This window comes from Exiguobacterium sp. AT1b, assembly GCF_000023045.1.
Taxonomy (GTDB): domain Bacteria; phylum Bacillota; class Bacilli; order Exiguobacteriales; family Exiguobacteriaceae; genus Exiguobacterium.
The window spans coordinates 1-17,950 of the sequence record NC_012673.1; the positions used below are offsets into that span (position 1 = coordinate 1).

Sequence of the window (17,950 nt, forward strand, 5' to 3'; positions counted from 1 at the left end):
AAGACACGACGAAGATTGCCTGCGCCGGATGCGGCACTTACACCATCCAGCGAGTCTACACCTACGACGATGCCGGGTACCCGGTCGCAGGGCACTTCCTAATCGTGAAATCACATATCCGGAAGGGGCAAGTCAAATGTCAGAGCAAAACGAGCAATATGAATTCGGTTCAGAGAAGCTACCCACAGTAACGGAGGAACGTAAGTCGGAAGCCATCACGGTCTATCGTCCGCAGTTCGACGTGGAACGATTGAAGCCGGGAACAGCAATCAAAGTCAAGGCGGGCCACGGATCATGGGGATACAAGCACACTGTCAATGCCATCATCACGGACGTCAGCCCGTTGAGTCTCGGGTTCGTGTACGTCGGAACGGCTCTTGATAAATACAATCATCGTGACAGCGAGGTTTCGGAACGTCGCCATGAGGTTCGTATCCACGAAGTTGACAGCCTTGAAGTTCGAATCGAAATCATCCAGGAGGTAAACGCATGAGCACATTGCAAATCGGGTCATACTCACACATCATCAAACCGGAGAACGTCGAATCTGTGAATACGATGGTCGACGCAGCACTATCGGATCTCGTCGCAATCGAAAAAGAAGTAGGGGAAGCGTACGGGAACCGTGCGGAACTCGTAAAGGCAGCCAAACAGCTGGAGGGTGAAATCAAGCTTCTTGAAGCTGGCGCCTTCATGAAAATCGGCGTCGACAACACAGTCGAAATCGACGGAAACAAGGTCAAACTTGCGAACGCGGAAATGCGTGACATGTATCGACGCCACGTCTCACGGGAACCCCGGTCCCAATTGACGAGCATCGAGGCGGACCTGGCGCAAGTCGAATGCCAGATCGCCCTCATGAAAGACCGATGGGACATCTTAAAGCAATCGACGAACTTAATCGAGGCACGTGCCTGGGCACAGGGACACCTGCTTAAATTTCTTAGTTCGAAAGGGTAAGCCATGAACGCAAAGCAAAAAGAGCGTCGTCAGAGGGGGGAGGACTTCCAGCTGGAGATTATGAAAAGCTGGAGGCTTGTCCCGAATGTCTGGACGATGGTCATCAAGGACGGGGGAGGAGGAGCGAGACCTGCCGACCGAATCATTTTGACGGAGCCGATCAACATCCTGGCCGAGTTGAAACGAACGAAGAGTCGACGTTTCGAACTATCCTACCTCCGACCGAACCAGATTCAAGGGTTGATTGATTTCGATAAGGTCATCGAGCGCAACGTCGGGCTGGTCTTCGTCAGCTTCCACGACCCAGACGAAGGGCTTGATAAGGCATACGCTTTCCGGCTCGCAGAAGCGCTTCTATACATGCGAGAGAAGGGGACGCTTTACATCACCCTGGACGAATTAGAATCGAACCGCATCGTCTGCGCCGAACTTCCGAGAAACAAGAGCGCGACGAATACTTACGACCTGAAAGGAGTGATTGAATGCTTCAAATCTTCATAACGCATAACATTCGCATTCGAGGGGCATCGACACCGATTCGGGCCGCCATCACGCGAGCATTGACCGTCGATAACCCGGCATATAAGAAAGCAAAGCGTATCGGGAAGAGGGCGTGGGGCATCCCCCCGAAACTCGAACTCTTCATCCACGACCAGGGCGATCTGGTCACGCCGAGGGGCTTCGAGAATCAACTGAACGGGATTCTGACCCTGGGCGGCATCGACCCGAAGAAAGTCACGAGCCGTCGGCAGACCGCAGGCAAAGGCGTGGATTTCGGATGGAACAACGACTGGAAGCTTCGTTCTTACCAGGAACCGTTCATCGAGGCCGTCACCAAACAGAACGGCGTCGGGATTGCACCAGCAGGGAGCGGGAAGACCATCATGGGACTCCGTTACATCAGCGAAAAAGGACGGGCGGCCATCTGGCTGACCCACACGACCGACCTGATGTACCAGACGGCCGCAAAAGCCGAGAAGCTACTTCCGAACGTCGGGAAGATTGGATTTTTCGGGGACGGGAGCCACGAATGGGGTGACGGCAACTTAATCATGGCCACGGTCCAAACGCTTCAGCGAAACGGGCACTTGATCGATGCGCTGAACGAGTTCATCGGAACGGTCGTCATCGACGAGGCGCACCACTTCCCGGCGGTCCAGTTCGTCGACACGGCTGGAAGATTCAAAGCGGAAAACATGCTGGGGGTCACGGCCACACCGGAACGAAAGGACGGACTGGAATGCTACATGTACAACGGCATCGGCCCACAACTTCACCGGGTCGAACGTGACGATCTGTACGACAGCGGGGAACTAATCAAGCCGAAAGTCGAATTCGTTTACACGGAATTCAATTTCGACAGCGCAAGTGACCGAAATGAAATCGATAGCGTCGAGGCAGGCGGTGACGATATGGATTACTCGGCCGTCCTCCAGCGTTTGATTCAGGACCCGACACGCCTCACACTCGTCGCGCAGAGCATCCTGGATGCGTCTGAAGGTCAATACTCCATCGTGATTGCCGAGAGCGTACGATACAGCTTCCAGCTTCGTGACAAGGTCGCCCACCTCGCGGCGTTAGCAGGAAAGCCGATGCCACGAATGGCGGTCGTTCACGGTGGAATCAGTCGCTACAAATGGGTGACGAAGCGTCCGGTCGGGGTGGAGATCATCGAGGAGCGGACCGGAAAGACCGGAACGAAATACAAGGTCGAGAACTACACGCAGGACGAGATGCAGAACTGGCAAGTCTCTGCCGGCCAGCGTAAAGAGATCATGGCAGCGTGTGACCGCAAAGAAATCGACATCCTGTTTGCGACGCAACTCGCCCGAGAAGGGTTAGACATGCCTCACTTGACGGTCGGGCACATGGTCATGCCGAAACGAGGCGATGACGCGAAGAAGGGGAACGGTGGAAGCGTCGAGCAGGAGATCGGGCGCATCCAACGGAAAGACCCGACGAACCCCGACAAGCAGGCGACATGGTACGACTACGTCGATTACAACGTCGGGGTGTTCCGACAGCAGTACAACAGCCGACGTAAGGTATACAAACGGCTGGGAATCGCGGTACCGAACAAGCCACGCACGGAGCGCCAGGAAATCGAAAGCTTCATGACGAGCGGCAAGATGTTCGATTTACCAGACCTGCCCTATTGAAAGGAGTGATGCGACGGATTACTCGTCACATGTGTTTCAAAATTAATTGAATAAACCAATTTAAAACAAAGGGAGCCATGTTCACATGACACAGAAAAACGAAAACGCAACTGAAGTAGTAGAAAAAAACGAAGGTGAAGTCGTAGAGAAAAACGAGGTCGTGACACAGGAGAAGGCACAGGCGCCTGCGGTCGTCGCGACAGGGAGCACGTACATCTCGGCCATCCTCGAAGAAACGAAACGTAACTTCGTCGAAATCAACGCAGGGCTAGACCTCGACTTCGTCCGTATGGGCGACTGGCTCACGATCGACTCGAAAGGGAACTTCGGCGAGAAGGATGACGATTCGGTCAAATTCGGTGACTCGATTGACGTCGTCGTCGGTTACGGGGAACAGCGCTACAGCCTCTGGGGTCATGAAGGAACTCCGGAAGAAGGCCAGTTGATTGTCGCGGACCCGGACCGTGACCAGGCGCTCGCGGCACTCGGCGAATACCTCGCACAGAACCCGGAAGCGGCGGAACGCTACTCGGAAGAAGACGTCAAGCTTCGTTACATGGCATACGTCGTACCGGTCGCAACACTCGCACCTGGAGAGTTCCCGCAGATCTACCTCATGTCGTTCAGCCAGACAGACAGCTTCGGCTGGGGACGTTTCGCGATGAACTGCTACCAGGGCAAGTACAAGAAAATGAACGTCCCGGCACGTACAGCGGCAAACGCAGTCGTCGTTCGCTTGACGACAGCGGAACGTAAGCAAGAATCACGCAAGTGGATCGGAATCGACTTCACGCCAGTCGGAGTGTTCAACCCGGCAGACTACGGTCTCGACCCGAACGAATTCGTATCGAACTAATCAAGACAGCAAAGGGGACGTCAACATGGCTAAAGGTAAAGAAAAAACTCATAAAATCGAGGACTTTATCTACGTCGACGCCTGGTATAACAATCAAGACGGAAAAGGGATTCCGTGGAAGCGCATCAAGGTGGATGAAGTCAAGGAGTTCCAGAACGAGGAAGCGATGAACTTCAACTGCTTCACCACCGTACAGCGATTTAATTCCCCAGAACGAAAGAAGGGGGCGGAGTTGTTTACTGCTCCCCTCTATTTCGATTTGGACCACGAGAAGGACCCGGCAGTCAGCCAGGCAGACGCAGTAAAGTTAATCGATTTTCTTACAGAAGAATTAGACATCGCAGAGAGCGACATCTGGGTATATTTTTCGGGATCGAAAGGATTCCACATCTTGGTCAATTCCCAGGCGATCGGGATCGAGCCACGCGAGGATCTGCATAAGATCTTCAAACACATTTCAGGATATTTAGTGCATCGTCTGGAACTGGAGAGCCTGGACCTCGTCGTCTATACGGCGAAACGGATGCTACGTCTTCCGAACACCGTCCACCAAAAAACGCGACGCTATAAGATCGAACTGAACGTCGGGGAATTGAAGACGATGTCACTCGATGAAATTAAGAACCTTGCCGGACAGCCACGTAAGCCCGACGAACTGAAGTACACGAACCAGGTCAGACGTGAATCAGTTAGTCTGCGTCCTAATGCGAACACCTTCTACAAAAACAAGATGGACGAATACCTTGAAGCAGCGGCAACATCGAAGAAGAAATACGACACCGAGGAATTCAACTTCAAGAAAGGCAAGCCACCTGCTTGCGTCGAGGATATCCTGAACGGGGGCTGGAAGAAAGACGGCGACCGAAACCAGGCGACCGTACAGCTTTCCTGCTATTTCAAGGATGCAGGTCATACGAAAGAGGAGACGCTGGAAATCCTCGAAGAGTGGGTGCTGAAGCATACGAGTTCGAAATCAGGGTACGAAAAGAGCCAGCGTGTGGCCAACACACGAAGCGTCGTCGATTCGGTCTACGCTGACGATAACCAGTACCGGTTCGGCTGTGCCTTCATCCGATCGCTTCACGGCGAAAAGACTCCAGGTGAAAAAGATTACGACCGGGTCGCCTGTGCCGGGTCTTTATGCCACGCATTGAAGAAGCAGGATGTCAAAGAAGAGGACATCGAACTGCTGCCACTCTCGCAGACCGGGAACGCGGACTACGCAGAGAAGTCGGTCCGGACACGGGTCATGGTGGCCGGGAAGAAAGCGACGCCTTACATCGTACCGAAGACCATCGAATACGAGTGCTGGGGACGCGAGAACTGTAAGAAGACAAGTTGCCCACTGTTCGATATCCCGAGCCACACCTTGTATAAAGAACTCGGCGTACACGACCGGGAATTGATCCAGATGACGGGTATCGGGGACGACAACATCAAAGGCATCCTGAAGACGATGTCTGGCATCCCAAACTGCGCGAAATATAACACGGAAGTCGTCGAGCAGACGAACGTCGACGAATTGCTCGTTATCCCGATGGCGGAAGACGACAAGGAAGCGGACCTTCTCGACAGTAGCAACGAAGGAAAATACGTCCTACGTCGGGTCTACTCGATCGGCGACGTCAAGATCAACGAGAACAAGCACTACGAACTGACCGGAACGGTCTATCCCCATCCGAAGAACCAGGAGGGGACGATTTTAATCAACGCGGCCAAACCACTCCAGGACGTCGTCGAAAGCTTCCGTTACACGGAGGACGTCAAGGAAAGCCTCGGCATCTTCCAGCCTGCGGACTACAGCCCGGCTTCGATTGAAGAGAAGCTCGCGGCGATCTGCAACGACTTGACATACAACATCACGAAAATCGTCGAACGTGACGACATCCTGCTGGGGGTCCTCATGGTCTATCATTCGGTCCTTCGCTTCCGGGTTCCGTGGGCGAACGAGCCGATTCGAGGATGGGCAGAGATGAAGATCGTCGGGGACACGGGAACCGGTAAATCTGAATTGATCCGAAACATCATGCAGTACGCTGGTCTAGGCGAGCGAGTGAACGCCGAATCGACGAGTCGTACGGGTCTCACATATAAGATGGAGCAGTCTGGGGCGAATGGTGCCTGGTACATCGTCTGGGGCGCCTGGCCGCTTGCAGACAAGGGCATGATCTGGATCGATGAAGACACCGGCATCTCGAAAGACGACTACGGTGAAATGACGCTCGCACGGTCAGACGGAAAGCTGGAGGTCAAACGGGCCGTCACAGCTGAAACACCTTGCCGGGTCCGGGCCATCCTTTCCGGAAACGTTCCAAAAGGGAAACGCCTCGCGGACTACGCCCAGGGCGTCGAGTCATTGAAAGAAATCTTCAACAACGAAGACATACGTCGATTCGATTTCGCGGCATTCATGCGAAGCAACGACGTAGCGGAAGAAGTGTATAACCAGGAAATCGGAACGTTCCCGTCGTTCATCGACAAGGACGCACTGAAGAATAACATCCTGTTCGCCTGGTCACGAAAACCGGAAGACGTCATCTTCACGGACGAGACGACGCAGAGTATCCTGAACGTCGCGACAGCCTTGTCGAAGCTTTACGGGAAAGCGACCGACATCCCACTCGTCTCGCCTTCCGATCAGCGGAACAAGATTGCACGTCTAGCGGTCGCACTCGCATCCCTGACCCACTCTGTGGACGAGTCGGGTGAACGGATCGTCGTCCTTCCGGGTCACGTCGAGTTCATCCACGAATACCTGAAGGCACTCTATAACAGCCCAGGGGCCGGCTTGAATTACTACGCTCGCCTGGCGTTGAAAGAGGAAGACATGACACAGGACCGATACGAGCGGTTCACCGCAGACCTGAAGAAGGTCGACACGCTGAAGACAACCCACAAGTTCTACGATTTCATCAAACTGTTCGCCCAGCAGAAATATCTTCGTCTCGGGGACATCGAGGCGATGCTATCCATCGAGAAGGACGAAGCGAAAAGCATCGTCAACCAGCTGGTGCGCATGCGAATGATTCAAAATACGTCGGGTGGTTTCCGGAAGACGCCACGCTTTAACGCCTACATCCAGTTCGCGATGCAACTGGGCGTCTTCGACAACATCGACGACGAATACGACTACTAAGAAGGAGAGACGATCACATGTACCTGTATGACCCGATGACGAACCAAACACGAAAGACTACAGCCAAAGAAATGAGCGAGATGACAGGGCAAGATAATGGGTCGATCCGTTCATTCGCATCGAGACAGAAAAAACTGAAACGAATCGGCGTGTATCTTTCGACGGCCGAGCCGACGATCAAGCAACGTCGAGAATGGTACTCGAATGAAATCATCAAAGATGAAGCCTGGGTCGAGGTACAGGGGTCGGACGGTCAATTCCTGATTTCGAACTACGGTCGCGTCCAGCGGGTCTACAAGCACACGATGAAGTTCATCCTACCTTTCCAATATCAAGACAAAGGATTCCTTCAGGTCAAAGTGCGACTGAACGGTAGATACAAAGAGTACAAGGTCGCCCACCTGGTAGCCATGCACTATCTGGGTCCGATTCCACCAGGCGCAAGCGTCGTTCATAAGAACGGGATCAGGATGGACAACTTTGTAGGAAATCTGGAATATATCGACAAACAGACGCTGGGGAAACGGACCGGCTATAAATCAAAGAGCAAAGCGGTCATCATGTTCGAACCCGAGACAAAAACGTTTATTAACGAGTATCGATCGGTGCGAGAGGCTGCGCGAAAGAACTTCGTGTCATATCAAGCGATTTTCGACCACTTGAATGGATTGACGTCTTCAGCGGCTGGGATGATGTTCATGTACAGCGAAGACTATGAAGCAGAATTCGGTACGGCATACGACTTGCCGTCTTCATTATAAAAGGGAGGAATTGCCCGCATGGAAAACGATTACTATCTGACACCGGAACACTATGAAACTGCCGCAACAAACGGGATTTCAGAACAAGCCTTGTACCGACGGGTCTATCACGAACGGATGCCAATCAAGCGGGCGATAACCCAACCCCTACAAAAGAAGTCGCCACCCCTCTGGCCTATCTGGAAAGAGGTAGCGGAAGCGAACGGCGTCAAACAGGCCACGTTCACCTATCGAGTGAGCAAGCTGAACATGGACCCGGAAGAAGCGGCCACGATGAAAACGGCGACGCGTCAAGAACTCGCACAGCGAATGAACGAAAACAAGGCGCGTGTCTTGACCGACGAACAGATCGAGACGGCCAGAGGAAACGGAATCAGTTATCGATGCCTACATCGACGTGTGGAGGGAGGGATGTCCATCGCCGAGGCGATGACAAAACCCACCATGACGAAAGCCGAAACTGCCGCCTATGCCCGTTCCAAACGAAAGCACGACTGTTACGTGAGACGGAGCATCAGCGCGTTCTGGGGAGAAAAGAAAAGCAAGACCATCGTTTAAGCATCATGTGTTTCTAATTTAAATGAATAAGGAGTGGAATGAATCATGAAACTCGGAGGATTATTCGGGAACGTGGGCGTCAAGGCGCCCCTCGCCCGAGCACCTAAACCGACAACGCAGCCAGGGGGGACGAGTCACCTGGAGGCGGTTTTATCTACTGCGCCACCAAAGCCCGGCGAGTTCCGAATCGATTGGGGCAAACCGGCACCGCAAGCTGTGAAAGACTACGAGGTCATCCTGACGCTGGAGGAACTGGAGCAATACCTGAAACGGTGCCAGGAAACAGGATTCGCATCATTCGACTGGGAGACAGCACCGAGCGAGGAGGCGCGAGCGTACTACGTGCCGCGGATCAATATGCTGACAAGCCGAATCGAAGAACTCGAAGCGGGCATCCTCCAGCTGGAGGGGAAATCGGACGCCACGGTGACAGACAAGGGCGTGCTGAAGTCATTGAAAGCGGAACTAAGCGTCAAGAAGGGGGAACGTAAGGAACTCGAAGAAACCTTCTCGAAAACCCCATTCGACCCGCACCAGGCCGACATCTGTACGGTATCTATCTCGGCGAAGGCACACGAGTCACGCGTCGTCCCGATCAGTCACAAGGTCGGGAAAAATATCGCCCCTGAACTTTCGCGGGACGAGGCTCGTGAAGCGGTGCTTGACCTGATGGACCGTTACGTTTTCACGCACGAACCGACATTAAAGATTGCCGTCAACCTCGCATTCGAAACGAAGTTCGCGGCTCGATACAAGCGCTATATTCTCGGACGCGTAGCCGACCCGTTGATGATGTGGGTCCGGAGCATGCAGATCGCGGCTCCGGGTCGATTGAACAGCCTAAGCAAACCGCACACCGGGTGGGGCCTGAAGACGGCCACGAAAAAGACATTCGGCGTCACGATGCAAGACTTCAGTCAATTGCTTCAGAAGAAGGGCGTCCAGTTCTTCGACGAGATCGATGCCAGCACGAAAGAAGGCTTCATCTACTCGGCAGAGGATGCGGATTACGGGCTTCAGCATTATCACTACTGGAAGACGATCATCGAGCAGATTCCGGGGTACGACAAATGGCTGCACGACATCGAAATGCCGTTCATGCGCGTCATCGGAATCATGGAGTTCTGGGGGATGCCGTGGAATACCGATACGGCGAACGCTCGTTACGAAGAGGCGCTTCAGGCACAGGAGAACGCATCGGAAGAAATCAAACGCATCATCTTTGAAGCGACAGGCGAGGAAGTCGCACCAGGCAAGACGGGCAAGACAGGAAGCGTCAAGCTGGCCCTTTTCAACAAGATGAAGTTACCGATACTGAAAATCAGTGACAAGACGGGGAACGCGTCGCTCGACGAGGAGGCACTGATCGACATGCGGTTCATGCTCGAGAACAAGCTGGAGTCGATTGACGAAGAGAAGTATCTTGCCATCCCACTTCCGGAAGGATGGGAGGACATCGAGCCAGATGCGAACTACGGAGAACCTGGATTCAACGGGGACATTACGAAACAAGAACGTGGCGCCATCCGAATCAAGAAACGCGAATTTCATCCGTTCAAGGACGCAGGAATCGCATTGATCGAGCAGATGATGAAAATCCAAAAATACACGACGCTGATCTCCAGCCATATCGTCGGGCGTCAAAAATACTTGAACCCGTTCACGGACCGCATCCACGCAGGATACAGTTCGTTCACCGACACGGGCCGCCTGAACAGTTTCAAACCGAACGGCCAGAACGTCCCTCGTCCGGATAACGATGACTTCAAGATTCGAAGCTTCTTCGCACCGAAGCCAGGCAAGATTCTCTTCTTCATCGACTTTAGCGGGTTCGAACTTCGACTGATCGCCTGGAAGTCAAACGACGAAGTCATGATCGAACTTTTCAATACGAACGGCGACATGCACCGACGTACAGCGTCTGCATTGACCGGGAAACCGGAAAGCGACATCACGAAGATCGAGCGGACGAACGCGAAGGCCGGTAACTTCGGCATCGCTTACGGCGGGACGGAGTATGCGCTTCAGAAAACCTTCAAGACGGATTACGGGGTGCGGAAGACGCTCGACGAGTGTGCGGCCATCGTCAACGCGGTCAAGACGGCCTACCCTCGAATCCCACAGATGCAACGTCAGGCCATCCTCGACGCGCGGGAAAACGGCTATGCCGAAACGATTTACGGGTACAAGCGATTGCTTCGGGACATTAACGGCACGAATTCAAAGCTACGTGGTTCAGACGAGCGACGTGCAGGGAACACCCCGATTCAAGGTTCCGCAGCGGACATCATGAAAGACTGTCAGAACAAAGTGTACGACCGCATCGGTGAAGACACGTTCAAGCAACGACAGGGCGAAACCGACGTACTCTTCACGCATGGCAGCATCGACATGATCGCCCAGATTCACGATGAAATGATTTTCGAGATGGATGACGACCCGGCTCTCGTAGAGAAAGCAGGCGCATGGATTAAGGCAGTCATGGAACGGCCTCCGTTACCTGACTTCCCGGTACCGGTTATCGCAGAAGCCTCGGTCGGCAAGGACTGGGGCACAAAAATGGACCTGGAAGAATGGGTCAACGCACAGGAGGAAGTCGCACGATGAACACGACGGCAAAGGTCCCGATTTACACGAAGACGACAGCAAGCGAACGAAGCTACAAAAGGGAGGGGTGGCCCGTCGGGGTCATCTCTCGGCAACCGGTGGACGATTCGAGCGGATTCAACCATCTGACGATCATCTGGAGCGTGAACAAGATGCGTAAGGATTATTCCGAGACAGCGCGACAGCATCGACGTAAAGGGACCCTCTCCAGGTATTCGCAGTCGCTGTTCGATAGTTGCTTCAAGAATTGGTAAGGAGGTGCAGAGATGGCAGACATTCGCGACAAAGTTATGGAGAAATTGAACACCGAATGGGATAAGCTTTCACGTCAGCAACGCCGACGTATGAAACAACAGAATCAAAAACACGAAGCCCGGACGACCTTCACCCGTCAGGAATTAAGGGAGGCGAACGCGGCGTCGTATGAACTCGGGAAGCAGATCGCGTTAAAAGCCGCGGCGAAGGCATTGAAGCTGGGCGACGTTCGACTCGCGAGGGTCACAGAAGAACTTGCACGTCAGGAGTATGAAAACCTAGTCAAACCGATTGAAATCATCGACGGCGTCGATCTGAAAGAAAAATTTGAGGCAAGGGGGACAAAGAATTCATGAGTGTCAAACAACAACTATTGAACATTGTACAGACGAAAGACCCGCAACGTCCGGACGACTGGAAGCAGTTCATGGCAGAGGCGTGCATGATCTTCCAGCAAAAGAGCACGGATTACGAAGACCGGTTCATCAAAGCCCTAATGACGATGGACGCACATACCTTGTGGGCATGGGAAGTCGACAAGAAGCTGGACCGCATCCGGACATGGCTGAAGCGCGGCGAACTCCAGGTGAAGACAGAGGGCATCCGGAACTCGGTCGACGATCTGTTCATCTATACGGTCCAATACGTCGCCTGGAACGGCACGAAAGAGGACGAGCGACCGAAGTTCCTCGACCGGGTCCAACACAATCGCTCGGGCTTCCTCTACTGGCATGCCGATACGTTCAAGCCGAAATATTGGGTCGACGTACTAGAAGAAGATGGCCGCATCCATAAAGACGAGAAACTGCTGAAGCTGATCCTTCGCCAGTACATGGGTGACACCATCCGAACGGACGAGTGGCAGAGCGCCATCCGGACAATGCTGAAGGAAATCTGACGTCATGAAGAAACGGGTCGCATTGATTGCCATTTTACTCATAGGAGGATGTATGTATGGGCAAAAAGCAACAGAGCAAGCGACGCCGGAACCCACACAACCAGAGACCACAACACGATTGGATGAAGGCGGTACGTCGGCAGGCGAAGTATCAGTCGCTCTACGACAAGGAGTATGCCGAAACATTACAGGAAGCGAGGGCGCCGCGAAGGGTCATGAAAGAGAACCGCAGTCAGCAAGCAGAGATCGATCGTCTACATACGACACTGATCGAACTGAACGAGGAGAACCGAGAGCATATAACCGAAAAGATGGTCCTGCGTCTCGAGATGTCGCAGATGGAACTACGGAACGGGAATCTGAAGCAACAGCTGGAGGTGCAGCACTGGAAGATGCTACAGCTGGAGGAACAACTGAAGAAAGCGAAATTCCGCAAGAATCTCGACAAAGTGAAGGGACCACTGATCGGGTGGACAATCGGAACGGCGGGGGTTCTGATGGGGTGGCTCTTGATCCAGCTGGGTCATTCACTATAACCGCATACACAGCAGGCTATGAATCTACACAGAAACAGCCAGGCGAACCGGGATACGGAATCACGACAACCGGGACGTATGTTCAGGAGGGGCGAACGATCGCCGCCGACTGGAGCGTCCTACCGCCGGGCACCGTGGTCCGAATCGAAGGGCTACCAGGGAACTACGTCGTCGAAGATCGCGGGGGTGCCGTAAACGGACAGCATATCGACCTATATGTGGCTGACCTAGACCGTGCGCAAGCGTGGGGTCGACAGACGCGTCACGTCACTATCGTCACTGTCCAATGAGGAGGCAAACCATGATGAACGCACGACGCCAGGAAGAAAAGTACGACGAGTTGCTTCGCTGTAAGAGTTGCTGGGTGCTGCACGAGGAGGCGGAAACGTTTCAGACACTCCTTCAGGTGAAGGGCATCCAGTTCAAGACCTGCACGGAGCACGACTATCTAACCAAATTCACAAGGGAGGCTTTCAAATGAACGAAAAACAATTCGACGTCACCATCCAGAAAAGCGGGCAGGCTTTCCAGCTGTCCCTTCCTGGGCACACCATCGACGAGGCATACACCCATGCTGTGGATCTGGCCACAGGAAAGACGAACATCACACAGCCCGACCAGATTCTCGACTTCGGGACCGCGCCGTACGACTTCATCAAAGTCACAGAGAAGACAATCGAACCACAAGTCGCACCGCCCGCCCCCCAGGTGGATGAAGCGAACGGCAACGTCCTCTTTCCTTTCATTCAGAACATCGAATACCTGGGTCAGAAGATGGAGATCAAAGGGGTCCGTACCATCCACAAGGATGTCGGGTACGTCGTTCTGTATGAAGCGGCAGGGTCCCCGATTCAGACCGTGTTCTCTCGCAAGTCGCAGGAAGAACTGACGTACTACGTCGGTGAATCGTTCGGTTACTCGAACCACGTGTCCCTCGTTCCGGAAGGCGATCTGTCCGACGTGAACGATGCCATCGAATACGTCGAAGACTACGTCGCGGAAGTCATCGAGATCGAGAAGAAAAAACGCGAAGACCGCAACAAGACGGCGACCGCATACGCCGGCTTCACGAAAGGAGAATGACGGATGGGATTCCTTTTCGAGAGCCAGGAACAGTTGAATGAATCACTCGCCATCTGGCAAAAGGAGTTGCGTCTTCAGGACTGGGAAATCGAGGCGGCGGTCAAGCCGTCGTACAAGATGTTCACGGTAGGCTCGCAAGCATCGATTGAGTGGTCGCTAAACGAAAAGACGGCCATGATCCACTTGCTCGACCCAGAAGAATATCCGCCCGGCACGGTCCGGGAGCAGGACCACGAGGTCAGCCTGGTGCATGAACTGATCCACCTGCACTATGCGCCGTTCGAGGACACGGCGAACCAATCGCTCGAGCATTCGATGATGGAACTAAGCATCGACGTACTAAGTAACACGCTGGTCCGGCTTCGTCGTCAGGGGGTGGCCGTTCATGAGTAAGTACGGCGCCCAGAGCGCGTTCGACACGCTGTCCATCGCATACGTCGATGAAGTCCGGAAGTACGTCGGTAGTCAGGACATGACAAAAGCCGAACGAGATCACGCCATCTTCATGGCGACCGACGTAGTAAAGCAGTTACGCAAGGAGCATGATCGCCACCTCGAAAACATGCGCGGGATGACAATCGACCATAATACCCGCAAAGCGATGAAAAACGACATCACTACGTCGGTTCGGGGTGAATGATATGGAGACACGCAGCACGTTCGATTATGTAAGGGACCACGAAATCACGAAGACGTTCATCCAGGACACGAGAAAGATGCTACATGGTTTCGTTATCGAGCGCATGCCAGAACCACATTCGATTTCGATGTCCAATCCTCTCCGTGTCAATATGCGGCTTCATTACAGAGCAGGAATCAAGGCGAACAAGGGACTGAAGGCATGGCTCGAAACAAACGGCTGGAGGGTCGGGCGTCGGGAGACAACGGACGAGGACGGAAAAGCCTGTTACATCTTCGAGGCGTACCGGGCCATCCACATCCCGATTGATAAAAAGGAGGCATCGACGTATGGCGGACAATAACCCGAAATTCACGCCTATCGAGTGGGAGATCATGGCCGACCAGCAGATCGAGACGACGCTGGCTATCATCAAGATTCAAGTCGCGAACGCGAAGCTGATGAAAGCGAAGTTCGAGGCATTGAAAGCGGAAGGCTTCACCGAACAGCAGGCGCTTGAAATCATCAAGTCACGGCCGTTGATGGAATAGGGGGACCGACGTATGAACCACAAGCAACTGAACCACTATCTACAACTCACGAACACGGCACTTGTACACCAGGATGAACTGGCAGCACTTCGCGAGGGGATGACGATCGAACAGAAGCGACGCCTCATTCGTTATGCGATGTTTCACCTGAAGGAGGAAATCAAGTTCCTGAAGTCCCGCATCAATCGTACGTCGGACCCCCTTTCTCGATCGTTCATCGAAGATAAGGTCGCGGAAGTAGAAAGTGAGTTACTGGAGTTTGAGGCACTGAAGCGAAAATATGAATAAGAAAAGGGTGGGTACATGAAAAACTTACAAATCGTCAACGCGTCATTATCGAACGACATCTATCTTGCGAGCATCCTGAAAGACGGCACGATGGGCATGAAACGGAAAGAGGTCACCAATGAGGTGCTGGCAGCGGCGCTGACCCATATCCACAAACTTCAAAATCGTTACGATGCTTTCGGAGTGTCATTCCCAACGCACGACGGCGACTTGCTCTTGACGGTCGTACCACTGGAGAAACGGGACGTCGTAAAGATTGCGGCAGGAAAATATGAATTGTCTGAAGAGGATGATTCAGAAGACCGCCAAATCAAGCACGATCTAAACCGTGCGTATGAAGTGGTATCGGATCAGCTGGAAGACATTAAGAGCCGGGAACTAGAGAAATCGCACCTCGATAACTTTATCGATTACCTCGTCGATCAGATGAACGGGGACCGTGTGGCACTCGAAGAAGCATTCATGGAGGATGGTGAAGCATGATCGTATTGCAGAAATATCAGCTGAAAAATAAAGGGAACACGATTCAGCTTAAATATTGGATGGAAGATGGCGAGCGCAAAATACAAGAAGTATCACGCGATTACAAACCCGACGAAAATGAAGACTTCATGAGATTACCGATGGTCGAAGTCACACAGAAACAACTCGAAGGGCTAATCATTTTGGCAGGCATTTCATTTTAATCAGTCAGGATATTAAGAGCAAAGGGAGCGGTTCACATGGGATTCACACGAAACCTGATCTACCGGATCAAGACGACGATTGCATCGTGGTTCGGCATTCAACAAACAGAAGCAGCGGCTACGTCGCTCGACGAGGTAGAAGAGAAGACGAAAGAACTGAAGGTGCGAATGGATCTACTCGCCGATCAAGAATGGTGTATCGATGCGCTGACACACGACTACATGATGGCGGCCGAGCGCCTGCGCCAGACGGAAGTCGCCTATAACGTGGCCAGGGCGACGGTCGCAAAACGGAAACTCGAAAAGCGACTTGTAAAGGAGCAGGCAGACGTGACGCGTCTCCGGTCCGAACTTCGAGAGTTGACGGATAAGACGAAAGTCGATATTCAAGAGGCGAATGAATTGGCTTCCTGGCTGGAGAATGTGCAATTCGGGAAGCGAGGCCCGAGGCGCGGGGTTCGAAAAGCCTCCAGCTGGTTAAACCGTTAATATATAAAATTCGTTTTTTTAGAGGGGGGTCTACTTAAAAGATTCCAGTAGAAAGTAATTTAAAAAATAACCCCCCTAAAGAAATGAAAGACTTATATATTATTATTAATAATTATAAAACTAATTATATTTATTATTATTATATATAGTATTTACTATTTAATTATTAGTATTACTAATAGGAGGTTTGCTCTTGGGGCAACGGATTGAAGGCTTTATCACGAAGAAGGCAATCCTTCACTGGCTGGAGAATTATAGCAGTTTGCGAGCGGGCGACCGGCCCGTCGAAGAAGTGATCGGGAGCGGTGGCGGACCGAAGTCGCCGGACGGCATCACGAACAGCACGCTGAACCAGATCATGCTCGACCAGGCCATCGAGAACCTGCCACCGTTGACACGTGCAATCTGTAAGGCACGCTGGGTGTATCAGTTCCCGAGACGGAAGACGATGAAGACGCTGATGATTTCCGAGGGCGTCTATAACCAGCATCGTCGTGCAGCTGTAGACTTGATCTACCGGGACTTGAACGGCGAAATGGTCAATTATAGTGAGTTGCTGGACAAGATTTCCGGAAAGACTTGACAAAACATCCTCACAAACCTATCATTATTGGTAGAGTGATATTTCTATGTAAACATAGAAACGATTTTATATAACACACATAATTTTAGGGTCAGGAAAAATGCGCTTATCGCCATTTCCTGGCCCTTTTTGGCGGAATAATGCCCATGATATAGCGAAATTCGCCGCACGAAGGGAGGGAATGCGACATGACGGAAGATAACAAGCTAAAGCCGGATGACTTGCCGGAGGGATTCGATCCATACGACATCAACCTGAAGAAACAGCTGCACGAACGGGCCGATGCGAAGAACCTGGTCGGGATTCGAGGCAAGTCGGTCGTCCTTCTGTGTGGCGCGAAGAAGAAAAAGAATCGAGGCGACGGCGTCTGCCGATCGATCGCCGGGACCGGGACGCAACATCCGGGATTCGGACGCTGTAAGTTCTGCGGTGGGAACAACACTGGCCCTCGCAGTCCAGAGGCGAAAGCGCGCGTCTCGCAGAACGCTCGGAAGCATGGCTTCTACTCGAAGGTCTTGACCGCCGAGGAGCGCGATACTTATGAGGAACTGCTGGTGGACCGGAAAGTCGGTCTCGAAGACGAGATATTCCTGCTGAAGGCGAAGATCCTGTCTTACCTCGGCGAATATAACCGCAGACGTCTCGCTGGCCGAAAGGCGACGCTCGAATACGTGAAGGAAGGCGAATCCATCAACTACTTCCACGCTGGGACAATCGAGGACCCTGTCTTGACTCGGGCGCTCGAGACGCTTCGCCGGATGGTGGACAGCTTCGCGAAACTCACGGGGCAGGATTCAGGTAACTTGATCGACGACATCAACAAGGAACTGCGCCAGGCATCGCAGAAAGAGGCGAATACGTCCTGGGAGACTCCAGCGCAGGACCGTGGAGCGGTTCCAGAGTGACGCTTTTCTTCATGCGTTTA

The 17,950-nt window shown here is 52.9% G+C and carries 25 protein-coding genes; all 25 read left to right on the top strand.

Going from position 1 to position 17,950, the window contains the following annotated elements; translation table 11 throughout:
• The first annotated feature begins 136 nt into the window (after positions 1-136).
• The 25 genes from EAT1B_RS00005 to EAT1B_RS00125 all read left to right on the top strand — a co-directional run bounded on the left by EAT1B_RS00005 (position 137) and on the right by EAT1B_RS00125 (position 17,930).
• Complete coding sequence (locus EAT1B_RS00005; RefSeq protein ID WP_012726055.1) at positions 137-493, top strand: hypothetical protein; 357 nt, start codon at positions 137-139, stop codon at positions 491-493.
• Positions 490-960 carry a phage protein gene (locus tag EAT1B_RS00010; protein WP_012726056.1) on the top strand — a complete coding sequence of 157 codons (471 nt, stop codon included), beginning with the start codon at positions 490-492 and terminating at the stop codon, positions 958-960. The genes EAT1B_RS00005 and EAT1B_RS00010 overlap by 4 nt, the downstream gene beginning before the upstream one ends.
• A gap of 60 nt (positions 961-1,020) precedes the next feature.
• Complete coding sequence (locus EAT1B_RS00015; protein ID WP_237708252.1) at positions 1,021-1,461, top strand: hypothetical protein; 441 nt, start codon at positions 1,021-1,023, stop codon at positions 1,459-1,461.
• Positions 1,443-3,119, top strand: coding sequence for a DEAD/DEAH box helicase (locus EAT1B_RS00020; protein ID WP_012726058.1), 1,677 nt, complete (start codon positions 1,443-1,445; stop codon positions 3,117-3,119). Before EAT1B_RS00015 ends, EAT1B_RS00020 begins: the two co-directional genes overlap by 19 nt.
• 85 nt (positions 3,120-3,204) lie before the next feature.
• Positions 3,205-3,975 (top strand): hypothetical protein, encoded by a 771-nt coding sequence (locus EAT1B_RS00025; protein WP_012726059.1) that lies wholly within the window; start codon positions 3,205-3,207, stop codon positions 3,973-3,975.
• 25 nt (positions 3,976-4,000) lie between these two features.
• Positions 4,001-7,111, top strand: a complete 3,111-nt coding sequence (locus EAT1B_RS00030) for a DNA primase small subunit domain-containing protein (protein ID WP_012726060.1) — start codon at positions 4,001-4,003, stop codon at positions 7,109-7,111.
• Positions 7,112-7,128: 17 nt separating this feature from the next.
• Positions 7,129-7,872: an HNH endonuclease gene (locus tag EAT1B_RS00035; protein WP_148209416.1), complete on the top strand. Its 744-nt coding sequence runs from the start codon at positions 7,129-7,131 to the stop codon at positions 7,870-7,872.
• Between the two features lie 18 nt (positions 7,873-7,890).
• Positions 7,891-8,430, top strand: coding sequence for a hypothetical protein (locus EAT1B_RS15535; RefSeq protein ID WP_012726062.1), 540 nt, complete (start codon positions 7,891-7,893; stop codon positions 8,428-8,430).
• Positions 8,431-8,475: 45 nt separating this feature from the next.
• Positions 8,476-11,037, top strand: coding sequence for a bifunctional 3'-5' exonuclease/DNA polymerase (locus tag EAT1B_RS00045; protein WP_012726063.1), 2,562 nt, complete (start codon positions 8,476-8,478; stop codon positions 11,035-11,037).
• The gene (locus tag EAT1B_RS00050; protein WP_012726064.1) at positions 11,034-11,291 is read left to right on the top strand and encodes a hypothetical protein; all 258 of its coding nucleotides are present in this window, start codon (positions 11,034-11,036) and stop codon (positions 11,289-11,291) included. Before EAT1B_RS00045 ends, EAT1B_RS00050 begins: the two co-directional genes overlap by 4 nt.
• Before the next feature lie 12 nt (positions 11,292-11,303).
• A complete protein-coding gene (locus tag EAT1B_RS00055) occupies positions 11,304-11,648 on the top strand; it encodes a hypothetical protein (protein WP_012726065.1) in 345 nt (114 codons plus the stop codon).
• Positions 11,645-12,190, top strand: coding sequence for a hypothetical protein (locus tag EAT1B_RS00060; protein WP_012726066.1), 546 nt, complete (start codon positions 11,645-11,647; stop codon positions 12,188-12,190). Before EAT1B_RS00055 ends, EAT1B_RS00060 begins: the two co-directional genes overlap by 4 nt.
• A gap of 4 nt (positions 12,191-12,194) precedes the next feature.
• Positions 12,195-13,016 (top strand): 3D domain-containing protein, encoded by an 822-nt coding sequence (locus EAT1B_RS15710; protein WP_148209417.1) that lies wholly within the window; start codon positions 12,195-12,197, stop codon positions 13,014-13,016.
• Between the two features lie 11 nt (positions 13,017-13,027).
• Complete coding sequence (locus tag EAT1B_RS15900) at positions 13,028-13,207, top strand: hypothetical protein (protein ID WP_012726068.1); 180 nt, start codon at positions 13,028-13,030, stop codon at positions 13,205-13,207.
• Positions 13,204-13,809, top strand: coding sequence for a hypothetical protein (locus EAT1B_RS00075; protein ID WP_012726069.1), 606 nt, complete (start codon positions 13,204-13,206; stop codon positions 13,807-13,809). The genes EAT1B_RS15900 and EAT1B_RS00075 overlap by 4 nt, the downstream gene beginning before the upstream one ends.
• 3 nt (positions 13,810-13,812) lie before the next feature.
• Positions 13,813-14,202, top strand: coding sequence for a hypothetical protein (locus EAT1B_RS00080; RefSeq protein WP_012726070.1), 390 nt, complete (start codon positions 13,813-13,815; stop codon positions 14,200-14,202).
• Positions 14,195-14,449 carry a hypothetical protein gene (locus EAT1B_RS00085; protein WP_012726071.1) on the top strand — a complete coding sequence of 85 codons (255 nt, stop codon included), beginning with the start codon at positions 14,195-14,197 and terminating at the stop codon, positions 14,447-14,449. Before EAT1B_RS00080 ends, EAT1B_RS00085 begins: the two co-directional genes overlap by 8 nt.
• 1 nt (position 14,450) lies before the next feature.
• Positions 14,451-14,792, top strand: coding sequence for a hypothetical protein (locus tag EAT1B_RS00090; protein ID WP_041917883.1), 342 nt, complete (start codon positions 14,451-14,453; stop codon positions 14,790-14,792).
• Entirely contained in the window at positions 14,779-14,979 is a 201-nt protein-coding gene (locus EAT1B_RS00095; RefSeq protein ID WP_012726073.1) for a hypothetical protein, read from the top strand. The genes EAT1B_RS00090 and EAT1B_RS00095 overlap by 14 nt, the downstream gene beginning before the upstream one ends.
• 12 nt (positions 14,980-14,991) lie before the next feature.
• Entirely contained in the window at positions 14,992-15,267 is a 276-nt protein-coding gene (locus tag EAT1B_RS00100) for a hypothetical protein (RefSeq protein WP_012726074.1), read from the top strand.
• Between the two features lie 15 nt (positions 15,268-15,282).
• On the top strand, positions 15,283-15,750 hold the full coding sequence (locus EAT1B_RS00105; RefSeq protein ID WP_012726075.1) for a hypothetical protein: 468 nt from the start codon (positions 15,283-15,285) through the stop codon (positions 15,748-15,750).
• Positions 15,747-15,953, top strand: coding sequence for a hypothetical protein (locus tag EAT1B_RS00110; RefSeq protein ID WP_012726076.1), 207 nt, complete (start codon positions 15,747-15,749; stop codon positions 15,951-15,953). Before EAT1B_RS00105 ends, EAT1B_RS00110 begins: the two co-directional genes overlap by 4 nt.
• 36 nt (positions 15,954-15,989) lie before the next feature.
• Entirely contained in the window at positions 15,990-16,442 is a 453-nt protein-coding gene (locus EAT1B_RS00115; RefSeq protein WP_012726077.1) for a hypothetical protein, read from the top strand.
• Positions 16,443-16,635: 193 nt separating this feature from the next.
• Positions 16,636-17,025, top strand: a complete 390-nt coding sequence (locus EAT1B_RS00120) for a sigma-70 family RNA polymerase sigma factor (RefSeq protein ID WP_012726078.1) — start codon at positions 16,636-16,638, stop codon at positions 17,023-17,025.
• A 188-nt stretch (positions 17,026-17,213) separates the two neighbouring features.
• Positions 17,214-17,930, top strand: a complete 717-nt coding sequence (locus tag EAT1B_RS00125; RefSeq protein ID WP_012726079.1) for a hypothetical protein — start codon at positions 17,214-17,216, stop codon at positions 17,928-17,930.
• Positions 17,931-17,950 lie beyond the last annotated feature (20 nt).

Excerpts from the sequence above, each read along its gene's own strand:
- EAT1B_RS00005 (WP_012726055.1), top strand. The coding sequence starts at position 137 with ATGTCAGAGCAAAACGAGCAATATGAATTCGGTTCAGAGAAGCTACCC.
- EAT1B_RS00010 (WP_012726056.1), top strand. The coding sequence starts at position 490 with ATGAGCACATTGCAAATCGGGTCATACTCACACATCATCAAACCGGAG.
- EAT1B_RS00015 (WP_237708252.1), top strand. The coding sequence starts at position 1,021 with ATGAAAAGCTGGAGGCTTGTCCCGAATGTCTGGACGATGGTCATCAAG.
- EAT1B_RS00020 (WP_012726058.1), top strand. The coding sequence starts at position 1,443 with ATGCTTCAAATCTTCATAACGCATAACATTCGCATTCGAGGGGCATCG.
- EAT1B_RS00025 (WP_012726059.1), top strand. The coding sequence starts at position 3,205 with ATGACACAGAAAAACGAAAACGCAACTGAAGTAGTAGAAAAAAACGAA.
- EAT1B_RS00030 (WP_012726060.1), top strand. The coding sequence starts at position 4,001 with ATGGCTAAAGGTAAAGAAAAAACTCATAAAATCGAGGACTTTATCTAC.
- EAT1B_RS00035 (WP_148209416.1), top strand. The coding sequence starts at position 7,129 with ATGTACCTGTATGACCCGATGACGAACCAAACACGAAAGACTACAGCC.
- EAT1B_RS15535 (WP_012726062.1), top strand. The coding sequence starts at position 7,891 with ATGGAAAACGATTACTATCTGACACCGGAACACTATGAAACTGCCGCA.
- EAT1B_RS00045 (WP_012726063.1), top strand. The coding sequence starts at position 8,476 with ATGAAACTCGGAGGATTATTCGGGAACGTGGGCGTCAAGGCGCCCCTC.
- EAT1B_RS00050 (WP_012726064.1), top strand. The coding sequence starts at position 11,034 with ATGAACACGACGGCAAAGGTCCCGATTTACACGAAGACGACAGCAAGC.
- EAT1B_RS00055 (WP_012726065.1), top strand. The coding sequence starts at position 11,304 with ATGGCAGACATTCGCGACAAAGTTATGGAGAAATTGAACACCGAATGG.
- EAT1B_RS00060 (WP_012726066.1), top strand. The coding sequence starts at position 11,645 with ATGAGTGTCAAACAACAACTATTGAACATTGTACAGACGAAAGACCCG.
- EAT1B_RS15710 (WP_148209417.1), top strand. The coding sequence starts at position 12,195 with ATGAAGAAACGGGTCGCATTGATTGCCATTTTACTCATAGGAGGATGT.
- EAT1B_RS15900 (WP_012726068.1), top strand. The coding sequence starts at position 13,028 with ATGATGAACGCACGACGCCAGGAAGAAAAGTACGACGAGTTGCTTCGC.
- EAT1B_RS00075 (WP_012726069.1), top strand. The coding sequence starts at position 13,204 with ATGAACGAAAAACAATTCGACGTCACCATCCAGAAAAGCGGGCAGGCT.
- EAT1B_RS00080 (WP_012726070.1), top strand. The coding sequence starts at position 13,813 with ATGGGATTCCTTTTCGAGAGCCAGGAACAGTTGAATGAATCACTCGCC.
- EAT1B_RS00085 (WP_012726071.1), top strand. The coding sequence starts at position 14,195 with ATGAGTAAGTACGGCGCCCAGAGCGCGTTCGACACGCTGTCCATCGCA.
- EAT1B_RS00090 (WP_041917883.1), top strand. The coding sequence starts at position 14,451 with ATGGAGACACGCAGCACGTTCGATTATGTAAGGGACCACGAAATCACG.
- EAT1B_RS00095 (WP_012726073.1), top strand. The coding sequence starts at position 14,779 with ATGGCGGACAATAACCCGAAATTCACGCCTATCGAGTGGGAGATCATG.
- EAT1B_RS00100 (WP_012726074.1), top strand. The coding sequence starts at position 14,992 with ATGAACCACAAGCAACTGAACCACTATCTACAACTCACGAACACGGCA.
- EAT1B_RS00105 (WP_012726075.1), top strand. The coding sequence starts at position 15,283 with ATGAAAAACTTACAAATCGTCAACGCGTCATTATCGAACGACATCTAT.
- EAT1B_RS00110 (WP_012726076.1), top strand. The coding sequence starts at position 15,747 with ATGATCGTATTGCAGAAATATCAGCTGAAAAATAAAGGGAACACGATT.
- EAT1B_RS00115 (WP_012726077.1), top strand. The coding sequence starts at position 15,990 with ATGGGATTCACACGAAACCTGATCTACCGGATCAAGACGACGATTGCA.
- EAT1B_RS00125 (WP_012726079.1), top strand. The coding sequence starts at position 17,214 with ATGACGGAAGATAACAAGCTAAAGCCGGATGACTTGCCGGAGGGATTC.